The sequence below is a fragment of the Arthrobacter sp. alpha11c genome (assembly GCF_054149985.1).
The window spans coordinates 4,420,361-4,444,827 of the sequence record NZ_CP196747.1; the positions used below are offsets into that span (position 1 = coordinate 4,420,361).

Genomic DNA, 24,467 nt, shown 5'->3' on the forward strand with positions numbered 1-24,467 from the left:
GCTCGCTGGAACAGGCCCATCACACGCGGCCGATACAACCCCCATGGCTGAGGATCCTGGCCCTGTGGGCAGCTTCGCTTGGAAGGGTTTGAACTGGCAGAAGCGTTTCTGGGGTGGGGCCCCGATGTACAACGCGAGTTGGGACGCCAACAACGTGAGCAACCCGGACGCCAACGGGTACGTCAAACTGTCCATCACCAACCCAACCGGCTCGGCTCCCAAGGGTGCAGAGTTCCAGTCCACACGGGAGGGGTTCGGCTACGGAACGTATAGCACCACTGTGGAAAAGGACGTGAGCGCGCTCCAGAAGGAGGTGGTCTGGGGTTGCCTCTTCACCTATGATCCCGCGGCCGAACCTGGCTACACCGAGATCGACCTCTGCGAGGCGTCCGCTTGGGGAGGGGGAGCTGCCTATGGCCAGAACTGGCCTGTCACCCAAGGTCATGGCTATTGGTTTGATGCCACACTGCCACCTGGGCAGGGCAACAACACAGTCACGTTCGATGTCACCAATGCCCCGATCCTCACCCACAGGATGGTCTGGGAACCGGGCAAGCTCACCTTTGAGACGTTTGCCGGCGAAGGCTACGGGGGAACGCTGCTGAAGCGAACGGTCCTGCAAGGCTCTACCGTTCCGCTTCCAGCCAACGAACAGATCCACTTCAACCTGTGGGTTACCGGAGGTGGTGGCGGGGATGCTGCCCATGTGGCGCCTGAATCCGTGACCATTCGTGATTTCTCGTTTGTTCCAGGGATCCCGTTGACGGCCCCAACACCCACTATCTCGGGAACGGCGGCAGTTGGGTCAACGCTGACTGCCAATCCAGGCGCGTGGACCACCGGAACTGCGTTGACCTATCAGTGGTACAAGAACGGCACGGCCATCGCTGGGGCAACAGCGCCCACCCGTGTCCTTGCAGCCGCGGATCAAGGTGCCACGTTGACCGTCCGGGTCACAGGCACGAAGGCGGGCTACGCAACTACCACCAAGGAATCGGCGCCCACGGCTGCCGTGGTGGCCGGTACGCTGCTCGCACCCACTCCCACGGTCACGGGGACGCTCACCGTTGGCTCCACGCTGACGGCCAACCCGGGAACGTGGACCTCGGGAACCACACTGACGTACCAGTGGTACCGTTCCGGTGTGGCGATCACAGGGGCAACAGCCAAGACCTACGTTCTTGTGGGGGCCGACCAAGGAGCCACCATGCGAGTGAGGGTTACAGGAACGAAGGCCGGGTACACCACGGTATCCAAGTATTCCGCCAACACGGCACTCGTAAGTTAAGGAACGGCCGGGGTTAAACAACAAACCCGCGGTTGTGTCGCGCTGGGGGCGTGATCCGACACAACTGCGGGTTTGCTGGGCTTGCTGGTTTCTCTTTACGCGCTAGTTTCTCTGCGCGCGGACCGGGACGATCCTCTTGATGGCCAGGCCAAGGGCCAGCATGGCGAAAGCGGCCAGTGCGAACCAGAAGAGGTCCCCGGCGCCGGTCATGGCAAGAGTGCCGGAGCCGGCTCCTCCTGCAATTGCTGCGCCTGCGGATCCTGCTGGGTTGTTGTACATGAGTCGTTTACCAAACTTTCTTTCTGTTGAGTGCGGCGTCCAGGTAGGCCTTGGCATGGACTGCCTGGAGGAAAACGTCGATGACGGTTTCGTACATGGTTGCGGCAAGCAACATGTACCTCCAGCCCCGGAAACGCAGAGTTATTATGCGTTCCAGGACGAAGATGCAGGTGACGGCGAGCCAGAATGGGTGGAGATTCAGTCCCATTCCAGTGGTCAGGGCAAAGACGATGGATCCGAGATATGCCAGGGTCACCAGGACGCCGAGCATGGAGAGGAACTGCCGTCCCCAGTAGGCCCTGGTCACTTTGGTCCACCCGTACTGCACGCAGTTCTCCACGGCTCCGCGCTTCCAGCGGAGCCGCTGCGACCATAGTTCCCGCCACGTCGGCATGACTTCGGTGACCAGCGTGCAGTTTGATGGTGAAGCTATGCGGTATCCGAGGGTGAGGAGTGCGAAGGACAGTTCGTTGTCTTCGGTCAGCACCGAGGTATCGTAGACGCCGCCCTCGCCGTTTCCGGGAGGAAGCGTACCGTTCAACCGTGCTGCGACGACGTCCCCAAGGGTCTTAATGCGGAATAGCGCCGCAGTCCCGGTGACTACAAGGCATCTGCCGTGGAGGCGCTTTACATCCCTGGCGTAGCGGGCGTATTCATTTCGCTGCAGGTGTCCTACGAATCCGCCTCCGGGGCCACCGCTGAACACTCCGCCCACGGCGCCCAACAGTTCGTCCTTGAGGAGGTTGTTGGTGGCATTCTCGATGAAGTCCGGGGCGAGCTGCGAATCGGCGTCCTGCACCAGAACCAGGTCTTCGGGGTCGGCTCCGGGAAGAAACTGCCCCAAGGCGAAGTTCAATGCACCGGCCTTCTTATCCATGTTGCCAATAGTGCGGAGGACTTCGACGCCTAGGGCCAAAGCGAGTTCTTCAGTATCGTCAGTGCAGTTATCGGCCACCACGATCACGCGATCAGGGCGGCGGGTCTGGTTGTTCAGCGAGATAAGGGTTTCGGTAATCCCCGCGGATTCGTTGTGTGCCGGGACCAGGACCGTGACCACACCACCAGGGGCACGGTGGGATCCTCGCGGTGCAGGAGTTGTCGCTGAATTGACGCCCCGATGCATGCTGGGATCCTCCGTTCGAACCTTGAAGTGGTGTTTCACTTAGAGTTCCAACGCAAACGCAAGAAACCTGCCCGCAAAGCATCAAGGAAGTCTCAAGGTTTGATCAGGAGTTTCGTGATGGCGCGTCACCCCTGGCGTCGAGCGTGCACTACTGCAGTAGCAAAGGGAGGGTTGTGGTAGCCCAGTCAAGTGAACAGCCGTCGTGCCTGCATGTTCAGGCTGACAAGAACCTGAACCCCTCAACGCGTGACTATGCCGGCAGTTTTGCGGAGCTGCTTCGAAAAGAGGACTACGAATTCTCGCTCAAACAGTTGTCGGAGTACGTCACTGCGTCGCTCGTGGTTGGCCGGCCGCTCCTGGACCGAAAACCAGCTTTATCGAGCGCGGAATGGACTGCTGCCTTGGCCGGTTCGACGGCCTACATCTGCCGGAAACTGGGCCACACCAGTCCGGCATGGACCAGAATCCCGCAGTTGCCATTTCCGTGGTTCCCTTCGGAGGCTTACCGCTGGTCGCCGTGTCGACGGACATTTCCGGCGTCGTCCGGAGACTGGAGCTTGATCACCGGGCAGGGTGTTCAGAAAACGCAAGAGGACGACGCCGGGAGGTCCCGGCGTCGTCCTCTTGTGGTGAGTTTGAGCTGCTTAGCGGCTCAGGCTAACGGTGAAGGTTTTCGGTCCGCTGAGCGTCACTGCGATGCCGCAGTTTTCTGCAGCGGCGCGGGGGGAAAGATCCCGGATGGCGGCGTCGATGGTGTGGTCGATTGCCGACTTGTCCCAGATTTTCAGCGTGATGGAGTCAGTATGTGTCGTCATTGTCAGTACTTTCACTCAGGCCGTTAACAGCCCCAAGCTTCTTCGCAGGGGCCGCATCCTCGTCGGTGAGGATTGCTGATTCAGCTTGTATGGGAACGAATTCCCTCATTCATGGTTCATGCTGCCTACCGCGATTGACAAGCTGATCCGGCCAAGTGTGACCGATTACACGTTGGACGTTACTCCGTGTAACCCGTGCTGATGCTCTGCTCGCGCCAACGATCCACCTCGGCGCGCTGGGCTTCCTCTACCGCACCGTATGCGTAAACGGCATCGGCGCCCAGCAGCAGGAAGGCGGGCGTCTCAGCTGCTTCGACGGCGGCGATGATCACCTCCGCTGCTTTGTCCGGGTCGCCGGGCTGGGTGCCGTGAATGGTGTCATTTTCCTTGCGACGCTTACCGGCTGTCTCGGCGTAGTCCTCAATTGCCTGCGCCGACTGGGTGAGCGAACGCCCCGCAAAGTCGGTCCGGAACGCACCGGGCTCCACCACTGTCACCGAGATCCCCAGAGGCTTCAGTTCCTTCTGCAACGAGCCGGACAGGCCCTCCAGTGCAGCCTTCGACGCTGAGTAGTAGCCGGAACCGGGCGGGCAGATCCGGGCGCCGATGGAGGAAATATTCACGATCGCACCCGATCGGCGGGAGCGCATGCCTGGCAGGACAGCTTTGATCATGGCGACCGGGCCAAAAACGTTGGTGTCGAACAGCGCCCGGACGTCGCCGTCGTCGCCTTCTTCAATGGCTGCGCGGTAACCGTAACCTGCATTGTTGACCAGGACGTCTACCGCGCCAAAGCGGTGTTCGGCCTGCTTCACGGCGGCCTCCACCTCCGACTGCTCGGTGACATCGAGCGCTACGGCCAGGGCCGTCGTCGGAAATTCAGCGGTCAACTCCTGCAGCTTGGAGACGTCGCGGGCGGTGACGACGGCGTTATCGCCCCGTGCGAGTACGGCTTGGGCCAGCGCGCGACCGAGTCCGGTGGAGCAGCCAGTGATGAGCCAGGTAGTCATGATGTTCCTTTCATGGGTGGACCACTCAGGGGTGCCGCCCGGATCGTGGTGATCCGGGCGGCACTGGTTGTTTGTTTCTTTCGGGTGGCTGCTAACGCTGACCGGGCAGCCCGCCCATCGGAGGGATGTAGCCCGGGCCGAAGCCTTTGTCGTCCTTCCGTTCCTCGGCACTGCGCGTGTCGCTGTCCGCTGTCTCGTCGGAATCGCCGTCCAGATCTGCCAGGCCATTGGTCTGATCGAAGGCGTGCGTGATGGGATCTACGATCGGGACGTCGCCGGGCGTATCAGTGCCGACGCCGGTTGCGGTTCCTGTTGCGGCCCCAGTTGCCGCGCTGGTGCTGGCCGCTGTGCCTGTGGCCCCCGTTGTCGTCGTAGTCCCCGTGGTGCCCATATCAGCATCCCGTTCGGGTGCTTTCTTCTCGATGTACTCCTTGAACTTTTTCAAGTCCGACTCCGCCTGCCTTTCAACCACATGCAGTTTGTCGCCGAGGAATTCAAGGACGCCGTGGGGCTCGTATTCGAGTGAGAGATGCAAGGATGTTTGGCTCGGTCCGGCTTCCTTGAAGTCCACCCAGCCGGCATTCTTGGCACCTTCGACGGCGGCCCATGCCACAGCGCGGTCCACGTCCTGCTGAACGATCTTTGCTTCCCAGCGGCGATGGACGCCAGCGATTTCGGCTACCCATTCCAGGCGGTCGTCGCTCAGCCGCGTCACGCGTTCCACTCCGCCCATGAAGCGGGGGAATTCCTCGAACTGCGTCCACTGTCTGTATGCCGTACTCACCGGAACGTTGACCATGATGGTTTTGTTGACTTTCGTGGTCACGATGTCCTCCTCTGACTCGCTACCTATATTGTCAGCATACTTACAATATCGAGCTTTAAGCGTAGTAACCAGAGGTTCCCGATACCTGCCGGAGTGCTAGGAGATCACCCGACCGTTCTGGATCAGGAACTCCAAATGTTCCGAGATGTCTGCCAGTACCGCGATGTCCGCCACGGGGTCGGCGCCCAACACCAACATGTCCGCGTCCGCGCCAGGCGCGATCACGCCTAGTTCACCTTGGCGGTTAAGCAGAAGGGCCGCCGTCGTGGTTGCTGAGCGGATGGCATCGATGGCTGGTTGGACCTTGCCGAGCAACCTGAACTGCTCGTTCTGATGGCGGTGCATGCCGCCCAGGAGGTCCGAGCCGAATGCCATTTTCACGCCGGCTTCATGTGCTCGGGAGATGGCTTCCAGTCCGCTGGTTAATACTGAATCCACCTTGGCCCACATCTCCTCGGTGAGCCCGAATTCCTTTCCCTCTTCCTTAAGCGCCCAGTAGGTGACGAGCGTGGGAACCAGGAAGGCGTCCTTCTCGATGAAGAGCTTGAGGCTCTCGTCGTCGAGGAGGTTTCCGTGTTCGATCGAGCGGACGCCGGCTTCGAGCGCGCGGTTGATGGCGCGGGCCGTGTAGGCGTGGGCGGCGACGTAGCGGTTGGCCGCTACGGCTTCTTCCACCGCGGCACGCATTTCTTCCATGGAGTATTGGGTGGAATCAATGCGGTCCGTGGGGGAGGAGACTCCACCGGACGCCATGATCTTGATGTGGTGGGCGCCCTTGCGGATCTCGTCGCGAGCGGCTGCCCGGACTGCGTCAACGCCGTCTGCTACGCGACCGATTCCGCAGCATCCGCGCCCATTGGGATCGTGGTCTTCACCGGGAAGCCGCATGTCGCCGTGTCCGCCGGTCTGACTCAGGGCGTGGCCGCAGAAGTGGATCTTCGGACCCTCGAGCAGCCCTTCCTGCTGAGCCATCGCCAAGCCAAAATCGGCACCGGAAAGGTCTCGGACGGTGGTGAAACCGCGGCGCAGCATCTGTCCCATGATCCGGGCCGTCTGTGCGTACACATACGATGCCGGTGTCCAGGTCAGTGAGCGGAAGTCAGCGCTGGACGCGACCACGTGGACGTGCGCGTCAATGAGCCCCGGGATGACAAACTTTCCAGTTCCATCAATCACGCGGGCTCCGGAGGGCGTCTCGGCGTCGGGGCCGACGCTGCTGATCTTCCCCTCAACACTCACGACGTCGGCTGTTGAGTAGGTGCCTGCCTCGACATCAAGGACACTTGCGTTACGAATGACAAGGGCGGGCACCTGCTGGTCGGTGGCTTCGGTTTCTGGGGTGGTGCTCATTTAGACGGTGTCCTTCCCGGGGACTTCGGTGGCTGCGGGGACATCGGTGGGGTGGGCTGCAAAGGCCTCAACGAGGTCAGCACGCTTACGGTTGACGACCTCGACGGCGGTTTCCACACTTTGCGGGGTATACCGGCCTTCTGCGTCCAACATGGCGAGGACGCCCACCACGTTGCCGTCGGAGCCGAGGACGGGAACGTTGATGACCGCACCACAGCCGAGTTGTTGGATGAGTCCGGAGTCCGTGAAAACTTCTCGGAGGCCCTTAAGATCCGGGGCGAGGAAGGGCTTCTTGGCGTCGATGACCGTTCCCAGCCACCCTGGCGAGATCTCCACAGTTTTCTCGGCGCCCACTGGATACTCGTCGGGATGGCTTGTGAAAAGGCGCCGGAGGCCGGATCGCTGCGGGACCCATTGGAGGGCGGTGAAGAGAATGACGCCCGGATCCTGGCGCATGGCGTCGAATGTTTGCCGAAACACTGCGTCCGTTGCCAGGAAACTCATTGCTGTCCCTTTCCTGCCGGAGCCGGATCATGTTCAGCACGCGCGTTGATGTCCTCCAAAGACTTGCCCGCGGTCGAGGCTCCAAAGATCACCACGCCCAGCACTCCGATGGTCAACACCACCGTGGTCATGGTGAACACCCCGCCGAAACCGAGGGCCACTGAGAAGATACCGATGATGGACGGTGCGAGGATGCTGCCGATGCGACCAACGGCGCTGGCCAGGCCAACACCAGTGGCACGCATCCAGGTGGGGAAGAGCTCCGGAGTGTAGGCGTAGACACCGGCATACGTACCGTTCAGGAAGAAGGACAACGTTGCGGCGGCCACGAGGATCATGCCGGAATCATTGGACTGGCTCAGCCAGAACGCGCTGAGGGCTGATCCTGCCAAATACAGGGCGATCGTGTTCTTGCGGTCGATCCGGTCGCACAGCCATGCTGCCGAGAAGTAGCCCGGTATCTGTGCCAGGTAAATGATGATCGAGTATTCAAAGCTCTTGGTTACAGTGATGCCGCGGCCCACCAGCAGCGTGGGAATCCACGAGAAGAAGCCGTAATAGGAGAAGGTGATCACGAACCAGATCAGCCAGATGACGGCCGTCCGCCGACGCATGGCCTTTGACCACATGAACTTCAGGGCGTTCCAGATGCTGATCTTCTGCTCGTGCTTGGCGATCTCCTCCTGGGCCGGAGGCAAGGAAGCGAGGTCTTTGCCGGTGGCCTTGACGACGCTCTGTTCAAAGCGCTCCACCACCTCTGTTGCTTCGGCTACGCGGCCACGGCTGATAAGGAAGCGCGGCGATTCAGGCAGGCTGCGGCGCCACCAGAGCAGAAGAAGGATAGGTATGGCCGTGACAACCTGGGCCCAGCGCCAGCCGTCCTCACCCATTGGCACGATGAACCGGCCAATCAACGCAGCGCCCACGAAGCCGAAGGAGAAGAAGCCGGCAAGGGTTCCAATGAACCAACCGCGACGCTTCGGGGGAATGAACTCTGACAGGAACGGAGCGATGATGACGCTCTCTGCGCCTGCCCCCAATCCTGCAAAGATCCGTGCAATCAGGAAGACTTCGAAGCTGGGAGCCATGGCTGCAACCACTGACATAAGGCAGTAGAAGGCGAGTGCCCAGAGCATGACCTTCTTGCGGCCAAATCGATCGCCCATCCATCCGGAGAGGATCGCGCCGAAGAAGAAGCCCAACGGGGCGGCCGAACCTACCAGGCCGAGGCTGGCATTGCTGAGGCCCCACAATTCCTGGATTCGAGGGAGCAGGAACGCGACCACGGCGCCGTCCATGCCGTCGAATGAGTAGCCGAGGCCTCCGATGAGGAGAAGCTTGTAGTGTGGTCGACTGAGAGCCAGACGATCCAAGCGTGCTGTGAGAGACATGGTGATTCCTGCCAAAGTGGGCCAAGTTGTACATTTTTAGGAATATGCACAAGTCTGTGCAGAAGCGATGTATCGAAGGTACGGCGAAAGTGTGAGGTAGGTCAATAGGTGGAAGAAGATTTCGACTCGTCAACGTTGACCGAGTGGCTCGATAGCCGTGTCCAGGGCCGGAAGCTTGCAGCACGACAGATGCAGGTGGTTGGAATCCTGCGCTCGCAGCCGCGCCTTGCCTCCTACGGGTCTGTGAGTGACATTGCTGCAGCAGCCGCTTCGAACGCCTCCACGGTGACAAGAACCGCTCAAACACTGGGGTTCAAGGGCTGGGCAGACTTCCAGTTCGAGCTCAGGTCACGCTTCCTGGCATCGCTGAGCGCAGTGGAAGTTGCCGCTGAGCACAACGGGCACATCAGTAGTCCTGCACAGGCTGCGGTCTCCACTGATCGCGCGAATTTGGTCCATTTTGAACGGACGTTGGACGCAGATGCAATCCACCAGATTGCGAAGGCCATCGCCAGCGCGCGGCAAACCTTCATTGTGGCGGCAGGAAGCTACGCCATCCCGGGCAAGGCCTTGGAGCACAACGCAATCATCGCCGGCTACAACGTCCGACTCCTCGATGCCGACGTCGCTGCCCTGACAAATGCCATCGCGCGGTTGGGCGCCGAGGACCTCGTCATCGCCATTAGCCTTTGGAGGGTTTATGACAGCACCATTCGCGCCGTCGATATTGCCCACAACATAGGGGCGCCGATCGTTTCCATCACCGACAGCGCGGGCTCACCTGTGGCCGTGCACGCCCAGCACCGGATCGTCGTGCCCACCGAAGGTGCCGGCTTCTTCCCGTCCCTGACAGGTGCGGTGGCCGCCGTCCAGGCGATCGCCGTCGAACTTGCCTCCCTGGACCGCGAACGCTCGAACCAGAACATCGCTGCCTCGGAGCGCACATGGGACCAGATGCGGATCATGCATCCGCGGTCGAGCTCCTAAAAGCGGGGCTTCCTGACCGGCTTTGCGGGGTGATCATCGCCCGCTTGCGGCGGTAACGCGGGTCATAAACCACTGGACTTACGACGCCGGGCCCTCCTCCCCGGGCAACGCACTTCCGATGAGGGCCAGGTTTTGGATGACGGCCAGGCCGAACTGGGCGGTGTCATTGGTGGAAACAGTGGGGGCTTCGTCCACTGGTTGAAGCACATGCGGCGGGAGGATCTTTTTCAAGGTGAAGGCCTCGGCATGGTTCAGGTTCTCCCCGCCCTGGGCAAAGCTCTCCCACGCCAGCTCTGCCAAATCCGGGGACCCGAGTCGAGCCGCGGCGTAGGCCGTGAGCCGGCTGTGCGCTTGGGTCAGGTAGATGCCTGCAAGGGGCTGCCCGACCTCGGCGGCTTGCTCCTCCGGTGAAGCCAGGAACAATCGGCAATACTGCATCCATGCTTTCTCAAAGGACGCATCCGGCACCAGGCTGATCAGTTCGCTGCAGATTTCCACCAAACCGAACACGGCACTCAGGTGCGAGACGCTGATGACTTCGCGTCCGGCGTCGAACCTTCCCTTGTCGAGGTCGTAGAGTGCCTCGCCGGTGAGGAAGCCGTACTTCAGGGCGCCGATATCGGCCATGGTTCCCAAGAGGCGGTCGCGTGAGCGGGGGTTTCCGGTGCGTTCCCAGTCCGTGAGCCAGGTGGCCGCGAGCGAGCCCCAGTCTGTGCCGAGCCCGACGCCCAAGGCGCCGCGGTCGGGGCGGTAGGTATCGGCGTCGGGACGGACTTTGCGGACGGGGTCCAGGCCCAGGAAGTTTTGGTCGCTGTCCACGAGTTCCGTGAGCAGATCGCCGGTGCGCTCATCCGCGGTCAGGTAATAGTAGAAGCGTCGGTAGGCCGGGGTGCTGATTCGGAGCTGCTTGGCGCTGCAACCCCAGTGCTGCACGTTGTGCCGCGAGCCCAGGCCGCGCCAGGGGCCAAGGTGGTACACGTCCACTTCACCGGTGTGCCGGGTCATGGCCTCAGCGAAGCGGAAAACGTCTGCGCGGCCCGAGCGGAGGTACATGTACCAGAGCCAGAGATCGGGCGAGAGCTCCGAGTTGTCCCAGGCGTAACCGCCGACGTCGTACCGCCAGACGTGGCGGTCGGTGTCGTAGGTGTGCATGACGTCTCCGTAGTTCCAGAACCCGTACCAGCGGCGCTGTTCCGTTTGGCCCTGGTAGAAGTCGAACAGGAAATCCAGCTTGTCTTCCAGCTCTGCCCGGGCCGGAGTGCTGCGGTTCACGGGTGACCAGTCGCCGAAGACGCCGGCGGCGTGCAGGTAGTCGGGGGACGGCTGCAGAAGCGGGGGAGTGGACGCCGACAGGGCGTCGGCGGCGAGGCTTTCGGTAGAGGGTGTTGCTTCGTAGGCGAACAGCGTCAGTTCATGGGTGCGGGCGATGCCGGTGGGGTTGCCGAAGCCGGGTTCGTAATCCTCGTAGGTAATCTCCAAGCCCTCTAGTTGTTCCTCAAAAGTGTCCTGGCCGAGGCCATCGTGGTAGAAGCGGAGGTCCATGGGCTGGGCTTCAGGGGAGTAGAGCCAAGCCGTCATCGTGGCCTCGGACGCTGCGGCGCCGCGGATGTCCAACTGGCCCGGGTGCGACTGCCAGAAATCGCGCACGCCAATCCCGAATCCGCCCCGCAGGTCACTCAGGGAGCAGAAGCCCGCGGACCGGGTTCCGCCGGAAATGCCTACCCAGCCGTGGCCGGGAGCGGTACGTTTCCGTAACTCAAAACCGTCGGCGCTCAGCTGCGTCAGTGTGTAGTCGTTCCACGACGGGATGAGACGGAGCCGTTCGGAAACCAGCGAGCTCCATTCGTTGAGCGGTGGGGTGGGCTGGCCGGCAATCTGGGCTTGGCCCACGGCCTCGCCCGGATCCCGTCGCAGGCCCGTCAACCCGCGGACCGCTTCCACCAGGAATCCGCCGTCCGCGCCGGCAATCCGGACGTGACGATCGTGTAGATCGCTTTCGAGCGGGACGCTGAACTGGACGCCCAGCCCGGCGAGGAAGTCCTTGTCAGCCTCGCCGTCCCAAATGAACGAATGCATCATCCGGATGCTCCGCGCGCCGGCATAGAAGTAGAAGCGGACGGTGAACGGAAGCCATTCTCTTTCGCCCAGGTCAGCCCGATGGCGGCCATCCAGACGCACGACTGCCCGAACAGGGCCGTGCTGCTCGACTGTTACGGATGTGACCTGGCCAGTGAAACCTTCCCGGGTTGTGCTGCCGGCTCCCTCGCTCAGCCCGGTCTGGAGCAGGCTCACGAGTCTGCCGTCCTTCGCCACCACCGAACCGTCGCGTGTCAGCGTGGCGAACAGCGTCGAGCCTGATCGGGGGAGCGTCATTTCCAAGGTCCCGGTGGAGATCGTTATGGACACTTCCGTTTCGGTGACTGTCACCTCAGGTGAGCGCTCGACGGCGGCTGCCGGACCGCCGTCGTGCTCTTCCGGTGGGTGCGCGGCACCGCTGTTGATGCTGACGCGGTAGGCCGCCGACGGATGATCGGTGGCGCCGATCGCAACGCCCGCCCACTTGAGCGAGCCGTCCGGCCAAGTGGCGAGCGGCCAGGTTTGGGCGTTGATGGCCTTGCCGGTGGCCTCGAAAACGGACAGCTCTTCCGGGACTTGTACGGTACCCCGTGGAAAGGGCATCCCCCACGTTGTGCCGCCGCTAAGTGTGGCGGGCGGTTCGTCGTCGAGCCACGTGATCTGGGCGTGCTGAGTCATGTTCGATTCCACCTAAGGTTTCGGAAAGCGCTTTCTTTGGTACGTTTCAAAGAACTTACCTTCGGGTGTCGTGAGCCGCAAGGGGTGACCGGGCTTTGGTCTCGCCACGTCATTGCCCTGGCGCCACCCAAAAGGCAACACGACACCGAGATCCATGCGGCGGCGAGGTGTTTGCGTGTCGCCCACAAATTCCCGGAGCGTGATCGCGCGGGAGCCCATCAACGCCTGACACCGGTATAGACCATCAAGAAAAACCGGCGACGGCGGGAGTGTCGCGCCGTCGTCGGCGTATCGTTTAAGTCCCGGCCGCCTCTTGAAACGGACTTGTGTCATGGCGCGATTGATCATCATGGGCCCTCCAGGTTCCGGCAAAGGCACGCAGGCGGAAGTGATCGCACGGCATTTCTCGATCCCCGCGATCTCTACGGGAGACCTTTTCCGTGCACATGTTCGGGACAAGACGGAACTCGGCGCCGAAGCCGGCGAGTACATGGACCGGGGTGAGTTCGTCCCGGACCATGTGACCACGGCTATGCTCCGTCAGCGACTGGAGGACGCCGATACAGGTAACGGGTTTCTACTGGACGGCTACCCGCGGACTGTCATCCAAATCGGCGCCCTTGATGAGATTCTGGCCGCAAAACAACAGACGCTTGAAGTGGTTGTTGTGCTGACAGTGGAGGATGCCGAGCTCGTTGCCCGCATGCTTCAAAGGGCCCAGGAACAGGGCCGCAGCGACGACACTGAACCTGTGATTCAGCGCCGGCTGGAGCTTTACCGGGATGAGACGCAGCCTGTGGTGACTGCGTACACGCAACGCGGAATCCTGTTGATGGTGGACGGTTCCGGCGATCGGGATTCGATCACGGCTGCTGCGATCGCTGCGGTGGAGGCGGCGCTGGCGGGCCTTCGTCGGTGACGGGTTCAGCCGGGGTTGGCCGCCGATCAGATGGGCAGAAGGCGGCCGCCGGTTAGGCGGCCGCGTGGCCAGCAGCCACTTCCTCGCCGGCCTTGACCGGCCCTGGTGGAGTTCCGTCCCCGAAAGGGCTCCCGCCAAGCGATTCCCTTCCGTGCGAGGTCAGCCAACCGGAGAGATCAGGGCCAACAGGGACGATGCGTGTGGGATTAATGTCCTCGTGCACCATGTAGTAGTGCTGCTTGATCTGTACGAAGTCGATCGTGTCGCCGAAACCCGGCGTTTGGAACAGATCCCTGGCGTAGGCCCACAGCACCGGCATTTCGCTGAGCTTGTTTCGATTGCATTTGAAGTGCCCGTGGTAGACCGCATCAAAGCGAGCCAGGGTGGTGAACAACCTGACGTCCGCCTCTGTGATGGAGTCACCCACGAGGTATCTCTGGTTTGCCAGCCGCTCCTCGAGCCAGTCCAAGGCGCTCCATAGCCGGGCATAGGCGGCTTCGTAGGCCTCCTGTGACCCTGCGAAGCCGCACCTATAGACGCCATTGTTGACCTCGGTGAAGACGCGCTTGTTGACCGTGGCGATTTCCTCGCGCAAGTGCTCCGGGTATAGCTGCGGTGCGCCCGGACGGTGGAAGTCCACCCATTCTGTGGAGAAGTCGAGCGTGATTTGGGGGTAATTGTTGGTTACGACGACCCCGCTGGAGGTGTCCACGATTGCCGGAACCGTGATGCCGCGGGGATAGTCCGGAAAGCGGCGGAAGTACGCCTCCTGTAGCCGCTCGATTCCCAGTACTGGATCTTTTCCGTCAGGATCCAAGTCAAAGGTCCAGGACCTGGCGTCGTGAGTAGGGCCCGGCTGTCCGAGGCTGATGACGTGCTCCAGACCCAGAAGCCTGCGGACGATGACCGAACGGTTGGCCCACGGACAGGCCCGGGCTGCTATCAGTCTGTATCTACCTGGCTCTACCGGCCAGCCGGGTTCGCCATTGGGTCCGGGAGTGCCGTCGCGGGTGATCCGGTCCTCGATGTAGTTGGTATCCCGATTGAACTCGTCGCCGGCGACGTACGAGCCCCGTGTGCTGTGTTCGTCCACTGTGCGGGTTTCTTCATCCATTGCTTCAGACTATGTCCACGCACATGGAGTCCTCAACGATCCCACTCCCTGCAGAAGTTCCCATTGGTCGCCACATGACGCTGCCTGTTCACAACTATTGTCACAAGGATCACATCATCTTGTCATTGCACGTGACAACATTCCTACGCTGGAGAAGTCAGTGTTCCCAAACCTTAGGAAATTCCAGTGCCGCAACCAAACGACTCCGCTTCTATCTCCACCGACTCCCACAGCCCGCCCGGAAGCCGGGGCAAAGCAACCAAACCCAGCTTCCTCAGCAACCTCGGAGCCGACCTTCCTGCATCCCTCGTCGTCTTCCTCGTTGCACTTCCACTCTCGCTCGGCATCGCCGCCGCCTCCGGAGCACCCGTCATGGCCGGACTTATCGCAGCAGCCATCGGAGGAATCGTCGCTGGCAGCCTGGGCGGCTCCCCTTTGCAGGTGAGCGGCCCCGCCGCGGGACTGACCGTCGTCGTGGCCGGCCTGGTTGACGAGTTCGGCTGGCAGGTGACGTGCGCAATTACCGCGGCCGCCGGCGTCGTGCAGTTACTGCTGGGCATTAGCCGCGTAGGCCGGGCCGCGCTGGCAGTTTCGCCCGTCGTGGTCAAGGCGATGCTGGCTGGCATCGGCATCACGATCATTCTGCAGCAGTTGCATGTGCTTCTAGGCGGCCAAGCGGCTGGGTCCGCCGTCGAAAACCTGACCGCACTTCCAGCGGCCATCACCAATGTCGAGCTGCACTCCGCCCTTCTCGGCCTTGCAGTCGTGGTCATCCTCCTTGCCTGGAAATACCTGCCCACCGCAGTGCGGAAGATTCCCGGCCCGCTTGCGGCGGTGGTTGCTGTCACCGCTTTGTCTGCAGCAGTTGCGCCCAGCGTCGAGCGCATCAGCTTCAGCGGTTCGCTGTTCGACGCCGTTGCCCTGCCGAGCCTGCCCGCCGGTAACTGGCGTGCCGCCGCCATGGCAGTCATTACGGTGGCGCTGATCGCAAGCATCGAATCGCTGCTGTCCGCGGTGGCGGTGGACAAGATGCATGCGGGCACACGCACCAACCTCAACCGCGAACTGGTCGGACAAGGCTCGGCCAACATGGTCTCGGGAATGCTCGGCGGCCTCCCGGTGACGGGCGTGATCGTCCGCAGCGCCACCAACGTTGAGGCCGGCGCCGCGAGCCGGGCGTCCGCCATCCTCCACGGCGTGTGGGTCCTGGTGTTTTCGGCGCTGTTTGCGGGTCTCATCCAGCTGATTCCCTTGTCCGTGCTCGCGGGCCTGTTGCTCGTCATAGGCGCCAAGCTCATCAAGGTCGCCGACATCAAAACCAGCCTCCGCACCGGCGACCTCCTTATCTACGTAGTCACGCTGGCGTGCGTTGTTGTTCTCAACCTGCTCGAAGGCGTCATTATCGGCCTTGCACTCGCGGCCCTCTGCGTCTTGTGGCGGGTACTCCGTGCCCAGATCCACGCCCATGCTCCAGCGGGGGAGCAGCTCCCGTGGCGCGTCACGATCGCCGGCTCCTGCAGCTTCTTCGCCCTGCCCCGGCTGAACCGCATCCTCCACTCAGTGCCCGAAGGCCAGGACGCAGTGGTTGAACTCAACGCCGATTACCTCGATCACGCTTTCCGCGAGGCGCTGGTCGCCTGGCAGACGCAACATCGCGCCAGCGGCGCCTCGGTGGTGCTGGAGGAACACGGAACCACCGCTTTCACCGACGCCGCGGACAACACCCCCCAGCGTCAGGATCCACGTGAATTCCCGCTGCCACCCAGGACTTCGTGGCAGCCGTCGCCTATGGACGGTGCCCAGCAGGAAGCTCACGACGACGGTGGGCAGCTTCCGCTGCGGTCGATCCTCCTTGGCATCGACAAATACCATCGACGCTACGCGGACAAGGTTCGCCCGCTGGTTCAAGATCTGACCGAGGGGCAGAACCCTGACACCCTGTTTGTTGCCTGCGTCGACTCCCGGGTCAATCCGAACCTCATCACCAGCAGCGGCCCCGGCGACCTTCTGACACTGCGGAATATTGGCAACGTAGTGTGCCCTGACGGCCGGGATGCCTCGATCGACTCAGCACTGGCATTCGCGGTGAAGGGCTTGTCCGTGGACTCGATCGTGATCTGCGGTCACTCCAACTGTGGCGCCATGAAGGCCGTTATAGCCGACGCTGAGGGTGCGCCCGCAGCCTTGGGTGGGGGCTTCGATGCCTGGTTGGAGCACGCCCGGCCCAGCTACCGCTACCTGTTGGACGGCCATCCTGTCGCCCTTGCTGCCGAAGCTGAAGGCTACAGCCGCCTCGACCAGCTAAGCATGGTGAACGTCGCCGTCCAGCTCCAGAAACTCCAAGAGCACCCAGTCACCGGGCCGGCCTTGGCATCCGGGCAAGTGCAGGCCACGGGCTTGTTCTACGACATCTGCACGGCCCGGGTGGTCCTTGTTACTCCAGAGGGCATCGAGCAATTGGATCCGAGTATGGCCGTTCACTAGCCTGCTTTGCTTTGCCTGTGTTGCTTCATCACCTGCTTTGAGCTGACCTTGGCCCCGACGCGCCGTCTAGCTACGGCGTGTCGGGGCCGCCCGGTTTTCAAAGGGGGTCGTGAAGCCACAGGCTGCGGCGCTGGTGGACGTCCGAAGCATCGGGTGTTCCGAATACCACTCGGCTGCCTGGCCCGGATCCGAGACCGGAACGAATGCATTGGAAACAGTAGTCACGCGCGGCCCTTACTGTGGAGATATTTGGATCGAGAGTAGCGCTCAGCCCTCCCCGCGGCCCAGCAAAGTACGGAATACTGGAGCCGGAACCACGATTTCCGGCAGGAGAGGACTGCCGTGCGAGGAGGTGGCGAAACGTGAACGCCGAGAACAACGCCTTCAGACGGAAGCTCGAGCGGGGCGCGGAATTGCGGGCCGTCCGCTCGTGGGGCGGTAATGCCGAGGAAGACGCAGAGCTCGAGGCGGCCGAGGCGGAAGAGCGGGAGAAACGCCGGAATGTGGACGACGCCGCGCGGGTTGAATATTTGATCCGGGACGCCATGAATCAGGGCAAGTTCGATAACCTCAAATATGCTGGCAAGCCGATCCCGGGTCTGGGGGAGCACTATGACCCGGACTGGTGGGTCAAAGGTCTGATCCAGCGTGAGCGACTCAGCGGGATCGGCCCGCCAGCCATTCTGCTACGGATCGAGGACGCTGAACTCGACGCGAAGCTGGATCAGCAGTACACGGAGAAGCAAGCCCGCGACATCCTTGAGGACTTCAACAAGCGCGTCATTGAGGCCAGACGCCAACTTCAGGGTGGGCCTCCAGTGATCACCAAGCTGCGGGATGTTGACGCCGAGCTGGAACGTTGGCGCGAGCGGCGGGCTGCGGCAGCTCCACCTGAGCCGGAGCCGGAGGAACCAATCAAACGAACGTGGTGGCAGCGGCTCTGGAACGGCTCCGGCTGACCCAAGTAAGTCGCAGCAGAGCGCGTTTTGCGCGCCCAAAACGCGCACAACTGAGACCTACTTGGGCAAGACGGCACAAACAGCAGCCGACGGCGGGACCTGGGTTCCGCCGTCGGCTGCTGTTCTGAATGTGGGGCCGCTAGGCGAAGCTGTCTTCCTTAGCCTGCTCCGACTCCTTGCGTCCGCCCTTGATCAGCGACGACAAGTGCGCCTGCTGCTGGCGGAAGTGTCCATGGGCAGTGAGGCCAAACTCGTAGGCCGATTCGGCATGCTGGGTGAGGTCCACCCCGGTGACTTCGTGTTCGTGGGCCACTCGGAAGCCGATGGTCTTGTGAATAGCGCGGCCGATCAGAAGGGTGCCCAGGCCGGAGAGGGCGATGGTGAGCAGCACGGCTACTGTCTGCGCTACGAGTTGCTGCATGCCGCCGCCGTAAAGAAGGCCACCGGCCACGCCTTCCGTGGGGAAGGCAACGAAGCCAAGGGAAAGCGTGCCGATCACGCCGGCGCCGAAGTGCACGCCCACGACGTCAAGGGAATCGTCGAAACCGAACTTGTACTTCAGGTCCACAAACACGGCACAGGCGGCACCAGCAACGAGTCCCAGGCCAAGGGCCGCGAGCGGGGTGATGTTGGCGCAGGAAGGTGTGATGGCAACCAGGCCGGCAACGACGCCGGAAGCTGCGCCCAACGATGTCGGGTGTCCGTGGCGGATCTTCTCCGTGACCAACCAGCTCAGCATCGCCGCAGCCGGAGCCACCAGGGTGTTGACCCAGATCAGGCCTGCCTGCTCAACAGTGGTAGCGGCCCCGCCATTGAAGCCAAACCACCCGAACCAGAGGATTGCTGCGCCGATCATGATGAACGGGACGTTGTGGGGGCGGTGGTTGGGGTCCTTGGCGAATCCGTGACGCTTTCCCACGATCAATGCGAGGACGAAAGCGGCGGTACCTGAACTGACCTCAACTACGGCACCGCCGGCGAAGTCGATTACCTGGCCGAAGATCTGCGTGACGGCTCCACCTGCGCTCATCAAGCCCCCGCCCCAGATCATGTAAGCCAGCGGGCAGTAGACCACGGTTACCCAGATGGGGACGAAGAGTGCCCAGGCGCTGAACTTGGCGCGGTCGGCGATGGCGCCGCTGATGAGTGCCACGGTGATGATGGCGAAGGTAGCGGCGAAGACCACCTTGAGGAGGTCGGGCGAACCCATGAGGTCCTGAAGGCCGAAGTGCGCGAAAGGGTTGCCGAACAGGCCCAGGAAACCATCGCCGGTGGTCATCGAGTAACCCCACAGGACCCATACGACGCCCACAATGCCTGCAGAGATAAAGCTCATCATGATCATGTTGAGCGCTGCTTTGGCGCGGGTCATGCCGCCATAGAACAGGCCAAGGCCCGGAGTCATGAAAAGCACCATTGCCGATGACAACATCAGCCAGACGTGTTGCGCAGAGATCTCCACTGCGTTCCCTTCTGATCAAGCCTGTCCGAAACGGGCCCGGTGTTGCACGGCCCTCACTACCCCCCGATCAATATTCGGTGAGCTATGTTTCCGACTCAGAAGAGCTAAGTTGCAGGTAAGTTACAGAAACCCCACGTTCGTGAAGATCACGTGACTGGCATGTTTCAGGGATGTTACCGGAGCTTCTCGCGTGGCCCTGCCGGGTATCCGCCACGCCTGCTGAAGATGATGATCACCAAGGCAATTGCCGTCGGCAGCGCCGCGGCCAGCGGCACCAACTGAGCCCCAACAGTGGTCAGAGCCAAAGCACCGTACCCGGCACCGACGGCGATCCCCAGTTGGATGGTCACCACCGTGAGGCCGTTGGCCGCGTCCTTGTGCTCCCCGCCGGCGCGAAGGATCGCCGCCTGGTTGTAGATGCCGATCGCTCCGAAGGAAACGCCCCAGGCAGCCATCAGCGTAAAAACCCCCACCCACGTGCTGCCCAGAACCGGCAGCAGCGCGAAGGCAAGCAAAAGAAGCCCGACGGCGGTAATCACCGAACGCCGGGGATGGGAATCGGCAGTCAGGCCAGCAATCCAGATCCCGACCAAGCCCGAGATTCCCACCACGGACAGGGAAATGCCAGTAAGGGCTTCGGGCAATCCGGAGGCGAGCAGGAAAGGGGCAACATACGTAAAGAGTGTGAAGTGGGCCAGCAGCAAGAGTGGCCAAGCGGTGGCCACGGCGATCACGCCCGGTAGCTTGAGCGCGGCCCGGATCGACGGCGTCTTGTGGGTGCCAGGATCATGCGCAGCAGGCAGGAGCCAGAACGCCAAAACCGCCAGAAGGACGCCAACCCCGGCCAGGACCACGAAAGAAACCCGCCATGTCATGAGTGTGCCCATGAGTGTGCCAATCGGGGCCCCGACGGCCAACGCGATGCTGGTACCACTGAAGACCACGGCCATGGACTTTCCAACGGAGTGGGCCGGAACGATGCGCGCCACGTACGGCGCCATGCTCGACCACAGCATGCCATGGGCAATTCCGCCCAACAGCCTTGCGACGATGGCCACTTCGAGATTTGGGCTCAAGGCCAGCAAGACGTTGCTAAGTGCAAAGGCGAGCACCGTCCCGATCAACAGTGTCTTCCGTGGGACCCGCCCGCCCAGGAGCCGGGACAAGGGAAGGGCCGTGAAAACGATGATTGCTGCATATGCTGCGGTCAGGGAACCTACAGCCGATTCCTCCACGCCAAGATCCCGGCTGATCTGGGGAAGCAGCCCGGACGGAAGCAGCTCTGTGGTGACAGCCGTGAAGCCCGCGGCAGCGAGTACCAAAAGGCCACCCCAAGGGATCTTGCTCGCTGCCCGGGTTTTCCCTGGGCTTGGCTTGGTCTTCGCTTCTTCTGGTGTCGCGTTCATCTGGGTTTCGACCGCCAAAGGGTCCTGCTTCAAAAGATTGCTCCTCATGGATGAATCATGTTTGGGGGCATGTGGGTGAGTAATCACAACGCTACCCAGCCAATGCAGCGCGAGGGAGGCTCTGACAGAAACCCCTTTCTTGGGGCGCGCGCAGGCCCCGCAAGATCCCTAGCGAGCGTAGAGTTCCGTGAAATTCCTCAGCACCCGCATGGGTTCCGTCACCGAGGCATGCTTGGCAGTTTCGATGAGCTCGTCGGCAGCGTCCGGCGGAAAATAACCTGCGTTCCTGTAGATATTAATCCTGGTGATGAGACCATCGACATCCAGTTCCGGGTGGAACTGTGTGGCGTAGAGATTCTTCTTGATGCGGAACATGTGCACAGGGCAGGCTGCGGAACTCGCGAGCAACACGGCGTTTTCCGGCAGTTGGCTGCAGGCTTCCTTATGTCCAACGAATGCTTCGAAAGTGTGAGGCAGGCCTTTGAGCAGGGGATCGCGCTCCCCGTCTGCGGTCAGTTTGATCTCCGTTGCCCCGACCGGTTCGCCGTAGCGACGGTCAATGATGGCTCCCTGATGAACACCCAGGGTTCCAACGCCGTAGCAGGCACCCAGGAAGGGGAAGTCCTCGGCCACGATGCGATCCAGAAGTGCTGAGAGTTCAGCTTCGACGCGAAGCTGGGCCTGACTTTTCTCCTCCAAAGGGTCGCTGGAGGTGTAAGGACTGCCGCCCACAATCACACCGGAATAATCGGCCAAGTCAACTGCTGGCAGTGGTGCCGCCTCCAACCTGACGCGGACCAATTCCTCAGCCCGGAGCCCGCAGTACCGGAGGTAGGCCTGGTACTCGTCATCCGCCGCTGCGTCTTCAGCTCGGGTGGCCAACAAAAGGAATGGCTTCACAGAACAACTCAGCGAGGTGCTGCAGGCGACGTGCTGGGGCCAGGTGAAGGCGGGGGAGGCGGCGGGTTGAAGGCGCCGCTCGGGTAGAGGGCCGTAGCCTGCATCATGTAGTTGGCCCATTGCGGCCCGGCAATCATGTAGCCGTCCAATGACTTGTAGAACTTGCCGTTGATGGTGACGTTTTGTCCCGCACGCTGTTGTCCGCCGTCGTATCCCCAAAGAAGGAGGCTGTGGCGAGCCGGGTGGTGTAGCCCGCCACCCAGGTTGCGCCGTTGTTGTTCGAAGTACCGGTCTTGGCGGCCACCGGGACCTGGTTCTGGACCTTGGGTTCGATGTAGACGCCGGATCCGAGCTTGAGCACATCCTGCAGCACAGCTGTGACTCCACGGGCCACGGCCGGTTTCACAGTCTCCTTGCATTCAGGGGTTTGCGCTGGGTATTTCCTGCCTTGTGAGTCGCTGATATCGGTGATCGCGATGGGCTTGCAGTAGGTGCCATCGTTGGCGAACGTTGCGAAGGCGCTCGCCAGGATCACGGGAGCGACGCCGATGGAGCCAAGGAGGTTGCCGATCTGGTGCATGTTGATCTGGGCGTTGTCCAGGCCGCTATGCAAACCAACCGCGTCCACCATTTTCTGGATGCCGCAGAAATCCAACTGAGCTGCCGTAGCGAATGTGGCGGTGTTGATCGAGTTGTAGAGGCCGTAGTTGATGGGCATGGGGCGGTAGTAGCCCTCGTCGTTGTTCTGCAGGTCATCATCCGCGCCGAGGTTTTGCGCCTTCTGCGCCGTGCTGTAGCCACCCAGCACCTTGCCGCAACTGGATCGCCAGGGGAAGCCAACAGGGTAGACACGCCGGGAAGCATCCACCACGGCAGTAGGCGACTTGCCCTCGTTGAGCCACTCCGCGAAGATGAAGGGCTTCATGGTGGAACCGGGTTGGAACCCGCCTGCACCGTTGAGGTCATTGCCGTTTTCGTCCTTCGCATCCACGCTGAAGTTCAGCTGGGTATCGAACTTCCCGTCCTGCGGAACGAACACCGTGTTTTGGGCCATGGACAGGATCTTGCCTGTGCCCGGCTGCACGGTGGTCATGGCGGCGCCCCATTTGTCCGGATTGGCGCCGGCAGAGGCATCCACTTGTACTTGGGCCGCTGCCTGCAACCGGCTGTCCAACGTGGTGGTGATGGTGAGCCCGCCCCGGTAGAGGAGCCGTTCGCGGTCCTCCACAGTTGCGCCGTAGGCCTCATTGTTCAGGATCAGGTGGGACACGTAATCGCAGAAGTAGATGGCGATAGAGGCCCCCGCGCAGCCCTGAAGGGACGGGGTAATTTTCAGCTCGACGGGTGAGGCAACTGCAGCGTCATGGTCTACTTGCGCGATCTTTCCTTGTTCCAGCATTCTGTCCAGCACCATGTTTCGTCGGCTGAACGCTGATTCCGGCGCGGTCGTGGGGTCATAGACGCTTGGCCCGTTCACGAGTCCCGCCAAGAGCGCGGCCTGTGGCAAAGTGAGGTCCTTCGCCGACGTGCTGAAGAAGTAGCGTGAAGCTGCTTCGATGCCGTACGCGTTCCGGTTGAAGAACACGATGTTCAGGTACCCCTCGAGGATCTGGTCTTTGCTGAAGCGTTTCTCAAGCTCCAGCGCCAGCTTGATCTCACGGAGCTTGTCACCCATGGTCTTATCCCCGCTGAGCACCACATCCTCGGGCCGGCCCTTCGAAAGGCGGGATTCGTTCAGCACGTTGGTGACGTATTGCTGGGTCAGGGTGGACGCGCCCTGACGGGTCCCCTTGGTCACGTTGGACGTCAACGCACGGATGATGCCCTGCGCATCTACTCCGGGATGCTCGTAAAAGCGGCTGTCTTCGATGGCCACGATCGCCTGGCGAATGAAGGGGGACATCTGGTCCAGGGGTACCTTCACCCGGTTCTCTGCATAAAACGTGGCGATGTGCTGGCCGTCCGCACTAAGCACGGTGCTGGAAAGGGACGGCGAATCAACGTCGAGTTGGCTGGGCAGGCTTTCGTAAAAACCGATGGAACCGCCCACAGTGGTGCTGGTGAACTGAACCACTGGCACCATGAAACCGCAGATCAGCACCCCGCAGAGGGCGCTCACGAAGAAAAACCCGAAGATCCTCAGAAGGACCTTGCCAAGACCTAACCGTGGACCCTTGTTCCGCGCCATTTCGTGCCATTCCGTCGAGATGTCAGGCTGAAAAGTAGCTACAGAATACGTCTGGGGACGCTGCCAATCCATGGTTTGGGGGCCGAAAAGGGTCCCAAATTGGACTCAATCCAGTGGCAGTGTGACCCTCACACTGGTGCCCTGTCCAAGCCCGGAGTCGATCTCAACGGTGCCACCGGCGTCGTGTACTGCAATGGACATCAGCAGCAGGCCGAACCCATGCCGGCGACCGCTGGGGGCGGCGTGGATGACGAAACCCTTGCCGTTGTCCATGATCGTCAGTTGGATTCCGTGGTAAACGGCGTTGAGGCGGATGGTCAGTTCGCTGGCGTCGGCGTAGTTCAGGGTGTTGCTGAAAGTCTCCTGGGCTACGTGGTACAGCAGCGCGGCGGATGCGGACGAGATTTCGATGCCGTGATGGGGTGTGCTCCAGTGGACGGTCACGCCGGAGCGTCGAAGCGGCGCAGCAAGCCTGTCGATGCATCCTGCGACACCCAGTGCGTGGAAATCCACGGGGTGTTGGTCCTGGATGATGCCCTTGACGGCGATCACCTCGGTTAGCGCTGCTGCCTGTTCCATTGGTTCCCCCACATCATTGTGATTCTTGCTGGTTATTCGTCGCCGAAACCCGTTTGGACTGGTGCTTCGTCTGCTTCCAGCGTGGCGCGCCAAAATCAAGGACTCTGTTTGTTTGGCTCAATTTCGCAT

The 24,467-nt window shown here is 61.8% G+C and carries 20 protein-coding genes and 1 pseudogene; 5 read left to right on the forward strand and 16 right to left on the reverse strand.

All coding sequences use genetic code 11. The annotated features are described in order from the left end of the window. Window positions 1–43: 43 nt before the first annotated feature. The gene (locus tag ACTAQJ_RS20625; RefSeq protein ID WP_498698996.1) at window positions 44–1,288 is read left to right on the forward strand and encodes a hypothetical protein; all 1,245 of its coding nucleotides are present in this window, start codon (window positions 44–46) and stop codon (window positions 1,286–1,288) included. A 102-nt stretch (window positions 1,289–1,390) separates the two neighbouring features. Here the strand turns inward: ACTAQJ_RS20625 and ACTAQJ_RS20630 are convergent, their stop codons facing one another. From ACTAQJ_RS20630 to ACTAQJ_RS20665, 8 genes are all read right to left on the reverse strand, one after another. Further along, entirely contained in the window at window positions 1,391–1,567 is a 177-nt protein-coding gene (locus tag ACTAQJ_RS20630) for a hypothetical protein (protein ID WP_431116652.1), read from the reverse strand. 7 nt (window positions 1,568–1,574) lie between these two features. Next, window positions 1,575–2,729, reverse strand: coding sequence for a glycosyltransferase family 2 protein (locus ACTAQJ_RS20635; protein ID WP_498698997.1), 1,155 nt, complete (start codon window positions 2,727–2,729; stop codon window positions 1,575–1,577). A 605-nt stretch (window positions 2,730–3,334) separates the two neighbouring features. Next, complete coding sequence (locus ACTAQJ_RS20640; protein ID WP_216926503.1) at window positions 3,335–3,505, reverse strand: hypothetical protein; 171 nt, start codon at window positions 3,503–3,505, stop codon at window positions 3,335–3,337. Window positions 3,506–3,684: 179 nt separating this feature from the next. Next, on the reverse strand, window positions 3,685–4,515 hold the full coding sequence (locus tag ACTAQJ_RS20645; protein WP_498698999.1) for an oxidoreductase: 831 nt from the start codon (window positions 4,513–4,515) through the stop codon (window positions 3,685–3,687). Window positions 4,516–4,606: 91 nt separating this feature from the next. Further along, window positions 4,607–5,341, reverse strand: a complete 735-nt coding sequence (locus ACTAQJ_RS20650; RefSeq protein ID WP_498699000.1) for an SRPBCC family protein — start codon at window positions 5,339–5,341, stop codon at window positions 4,607–4,609. A gap of 96 nt (window positions 5,342–5,437) precedes the next feature. Continuing rightward, a complete protein-coding gene (locus tag ACTAQJ_RS20655) occupies window positions 5,438–6,691 on the reverse strand; it encodes a metal-dependent hydrolase family protein (RefSeq protein ID WP_498699001.1) in 1,254 nt (417 codons plus the stop codon). Next, entirely contained in the window at window positions 6,692–7,195 is a 504-nt protein-coding gene (locus ACTAQJ_RS20660) for a GAF domain-containing protein (RefSeq protein WP_498699002.1), read from the reverse strand. Further along, the gene (locus tag ACTAQJ_RS20665; RefSeq protein WP_498699006.1) at window positions 7,192–8,586 is read right to left on the reverse strand and encodes an MFS transporter; all 1,395 of its coding nucleotides are present in this window, start codon (window positions 8,584–8,586) and stop codon (window positions 7,192–7,194) included. The genes ACTAQJ_RS20660 and ACTAQJ_RS20665 overlap by 4 nt, the downstream gene beginning before the upstream one ends. Before the next feature lie 108 nt (window positions 8,587–8,694). On the opposite strand from ACTAQJ_RS20665, the gene ACTAQJ_RS20670 reads away from it, so the two are divergent. Next, window positions 8,695–9,573: a MurR/RpiR family transcriptional regulator gene (locus ACTAQJ_RS20670; RefSeq protein ID WP_477513815.1), complete on the forward strand. Its 879-nt coding sequence runs from the start codon at window positions 8,695–8,697 to the stop codon at window positions 9,571–9,573. 78 nt (window positions 9,574–9,651) lie between these two features. On the opposite strand, the gene ACTAQJ_RS20675 is transcribed toward ACTAQJ_RS20670, so the two are convergent. Together ACTAQJ_RS20675 and ACTAQJ_RS20680 are read right to left on the reverse strand one after the other, a co-directional pair. Continuing rightward, window positions 9,652–12,327, reverse strand: coding sequence for an exo-rhamnogalacturonan lyase family protein (locus ACTAQJ_RS20675; RefSeq protein WP_498699008.1), 2,676 nt, complete (start codon window positions 12,325–12,327; stop codon window positions 9,652–9,654). Window positions 12,328–12,339: 12 nt separating this feature from the next. After that, complete coding sequence (locus ACTAQJ_RS20680) at window positions 12,340–12,678, reverse strand: hypothetical protein (protein WP_498699009.1); 339 nt, start codon at window positions 12,676–12,678, stop codon at window positions 12,340–12,342. On the opposite strand from ACTAQJ_RS20680, the gene ACTAQJ_RS20685 reads away from it, so the two are divergent. Beyond that, complete coding sequence (locus ACTAQJ_RS20685) at window positions 12,659–13,246, forward strand: adenylate kinase (RefSeq protein WP_498699011.1); 588 nt, start codon at window positions 12,659–12,661, stop codon at window positions 13,244–13,246. The two genes, ACTAQJ_RS20680 and ACTAQJ_RS20685, sit on opposite strands and share 20 nt — an antisense overlap. Before the next feature lie 52 nt (window positions 13,247–13,298). On the opposite strand, the gene ACTAQJ_RS20690 is transcribed toward ACTAQJ_RS20685, so the two are convergent. Further along, the gene (locus ACTAQJ_RS20690; RefSeq protein WP_498699012.1) at window positions 13,299–14,360 is read right to left on the reverse strand and encodes a glutathione S-transferase family protein; all 1,062 of its coding nucleotides are present in this window, start codon (window positions 14,358–14,360) and stop codon (window positions 13,299–13,301) included. Between the two features lie 186 nt (window positions 14,361–14,546). On the opposite strand from ACTAQJ_RS20690, the gene ACTAQJ_RS20695 reads away from it, so the two are divergent. Then, window positions 14,547–16,844, forward strand: a complete 2,298-nt coding sequence (locus tag ACTAQJ_RS20695; RefSeq protein ID WP_498699014.1) for a SulP family inorganic anion transporter — start codon at window positions 14,547–14,549, stop codon at window positions 16,842–16,844. A gap of 362 nt (window positions 16,845–17,206) precedes the next feature. Further along, on the forward strand, window positions 17,207–17,803 hold the full coding sequence (locus ACTAQJ_RS20700) for a DnaJ family domain-containing protein (protein WP_498699015.1): 597 nt from the start codon (window positions 17,207–17,209) through the stop codon (window positions 17,801–17,803). A gap of 139 nt (window positions 17,804–17,942) precedes the next feature. Here ACTAQJ_RS20700 and ACTAQJ_RS20705 read toward each other — a convergent pair whose 3' ends face one another. The 5 genes and pseudogenes from ACTAQJ_RS20705 to ACTAQJ_RS20725 all read right to left on the reverse strand — a co-directional run bounded on the left by ACTAQJ_RS20705 (window position 17,943) and on the right by ACTAQJ_RS20725 (window position 24,338). Next, window positions 17,943–19,265 (reverse strand): ammonium transporter, encoded by a 1,323-nt coding sequence (locus tag ACTAQJ_RS20705; protein ID WP_498699017.1) that lies wholly within the window; start codon window positions 19,263–19,265, stop codon window positions 17,943–17,945. A 173-nt stretch (window positions 19,266–19,438) separates the two neighbouring features. Then, window positions 19,439–20,671 carry an MFS transporter gene (locus ACTAQJ_RS20710; protein ID WP_498702234.1) on the reverse strand — a complete coding sequence of 411 codons (1,233 nt, stop codon included), beginning with the start codon at window positions 20,669–20,671 and terminating at the stop codon, window positions 19,439–19,441. 168 nt (window positions 20,672–20,839) lie between these two features. Further along, window positions 20,840–21,571: a glutamine amidotransferase gene (locus tag ACTAQJ_RS20715; RefSeq protein WP_498699019.1), complete on the reverse strand. Its 732-nt coding sequence runs from the start codon at window positions 21,569–21,571 to the stop codon at window positions 20,840–20,842. Between the two features lie 8 nt (window positions 21,572–21,579). After that, a pseudogene (locus ACTAQJ_RS20720) lies at window positions 21,580–23,759 on the reverse strand (transglycosylase domain-containing protein). 105 nt (window positions 23,760–23,864) lie between these two features. Beyond that, on the reverse strand, window positions 23,865–24,338 hold the full coding sequence (locus ACTAQJ_RS20725) for a sensor histidine kinase (protein WP_431116638.1): 474 nt from the start codon (window positions 24,336–24,338) through the stop codon (window positions 23,865–23,867). Between the last annotated feature and the right edge of the window lie 129 nt (window positions 24,339–24,467).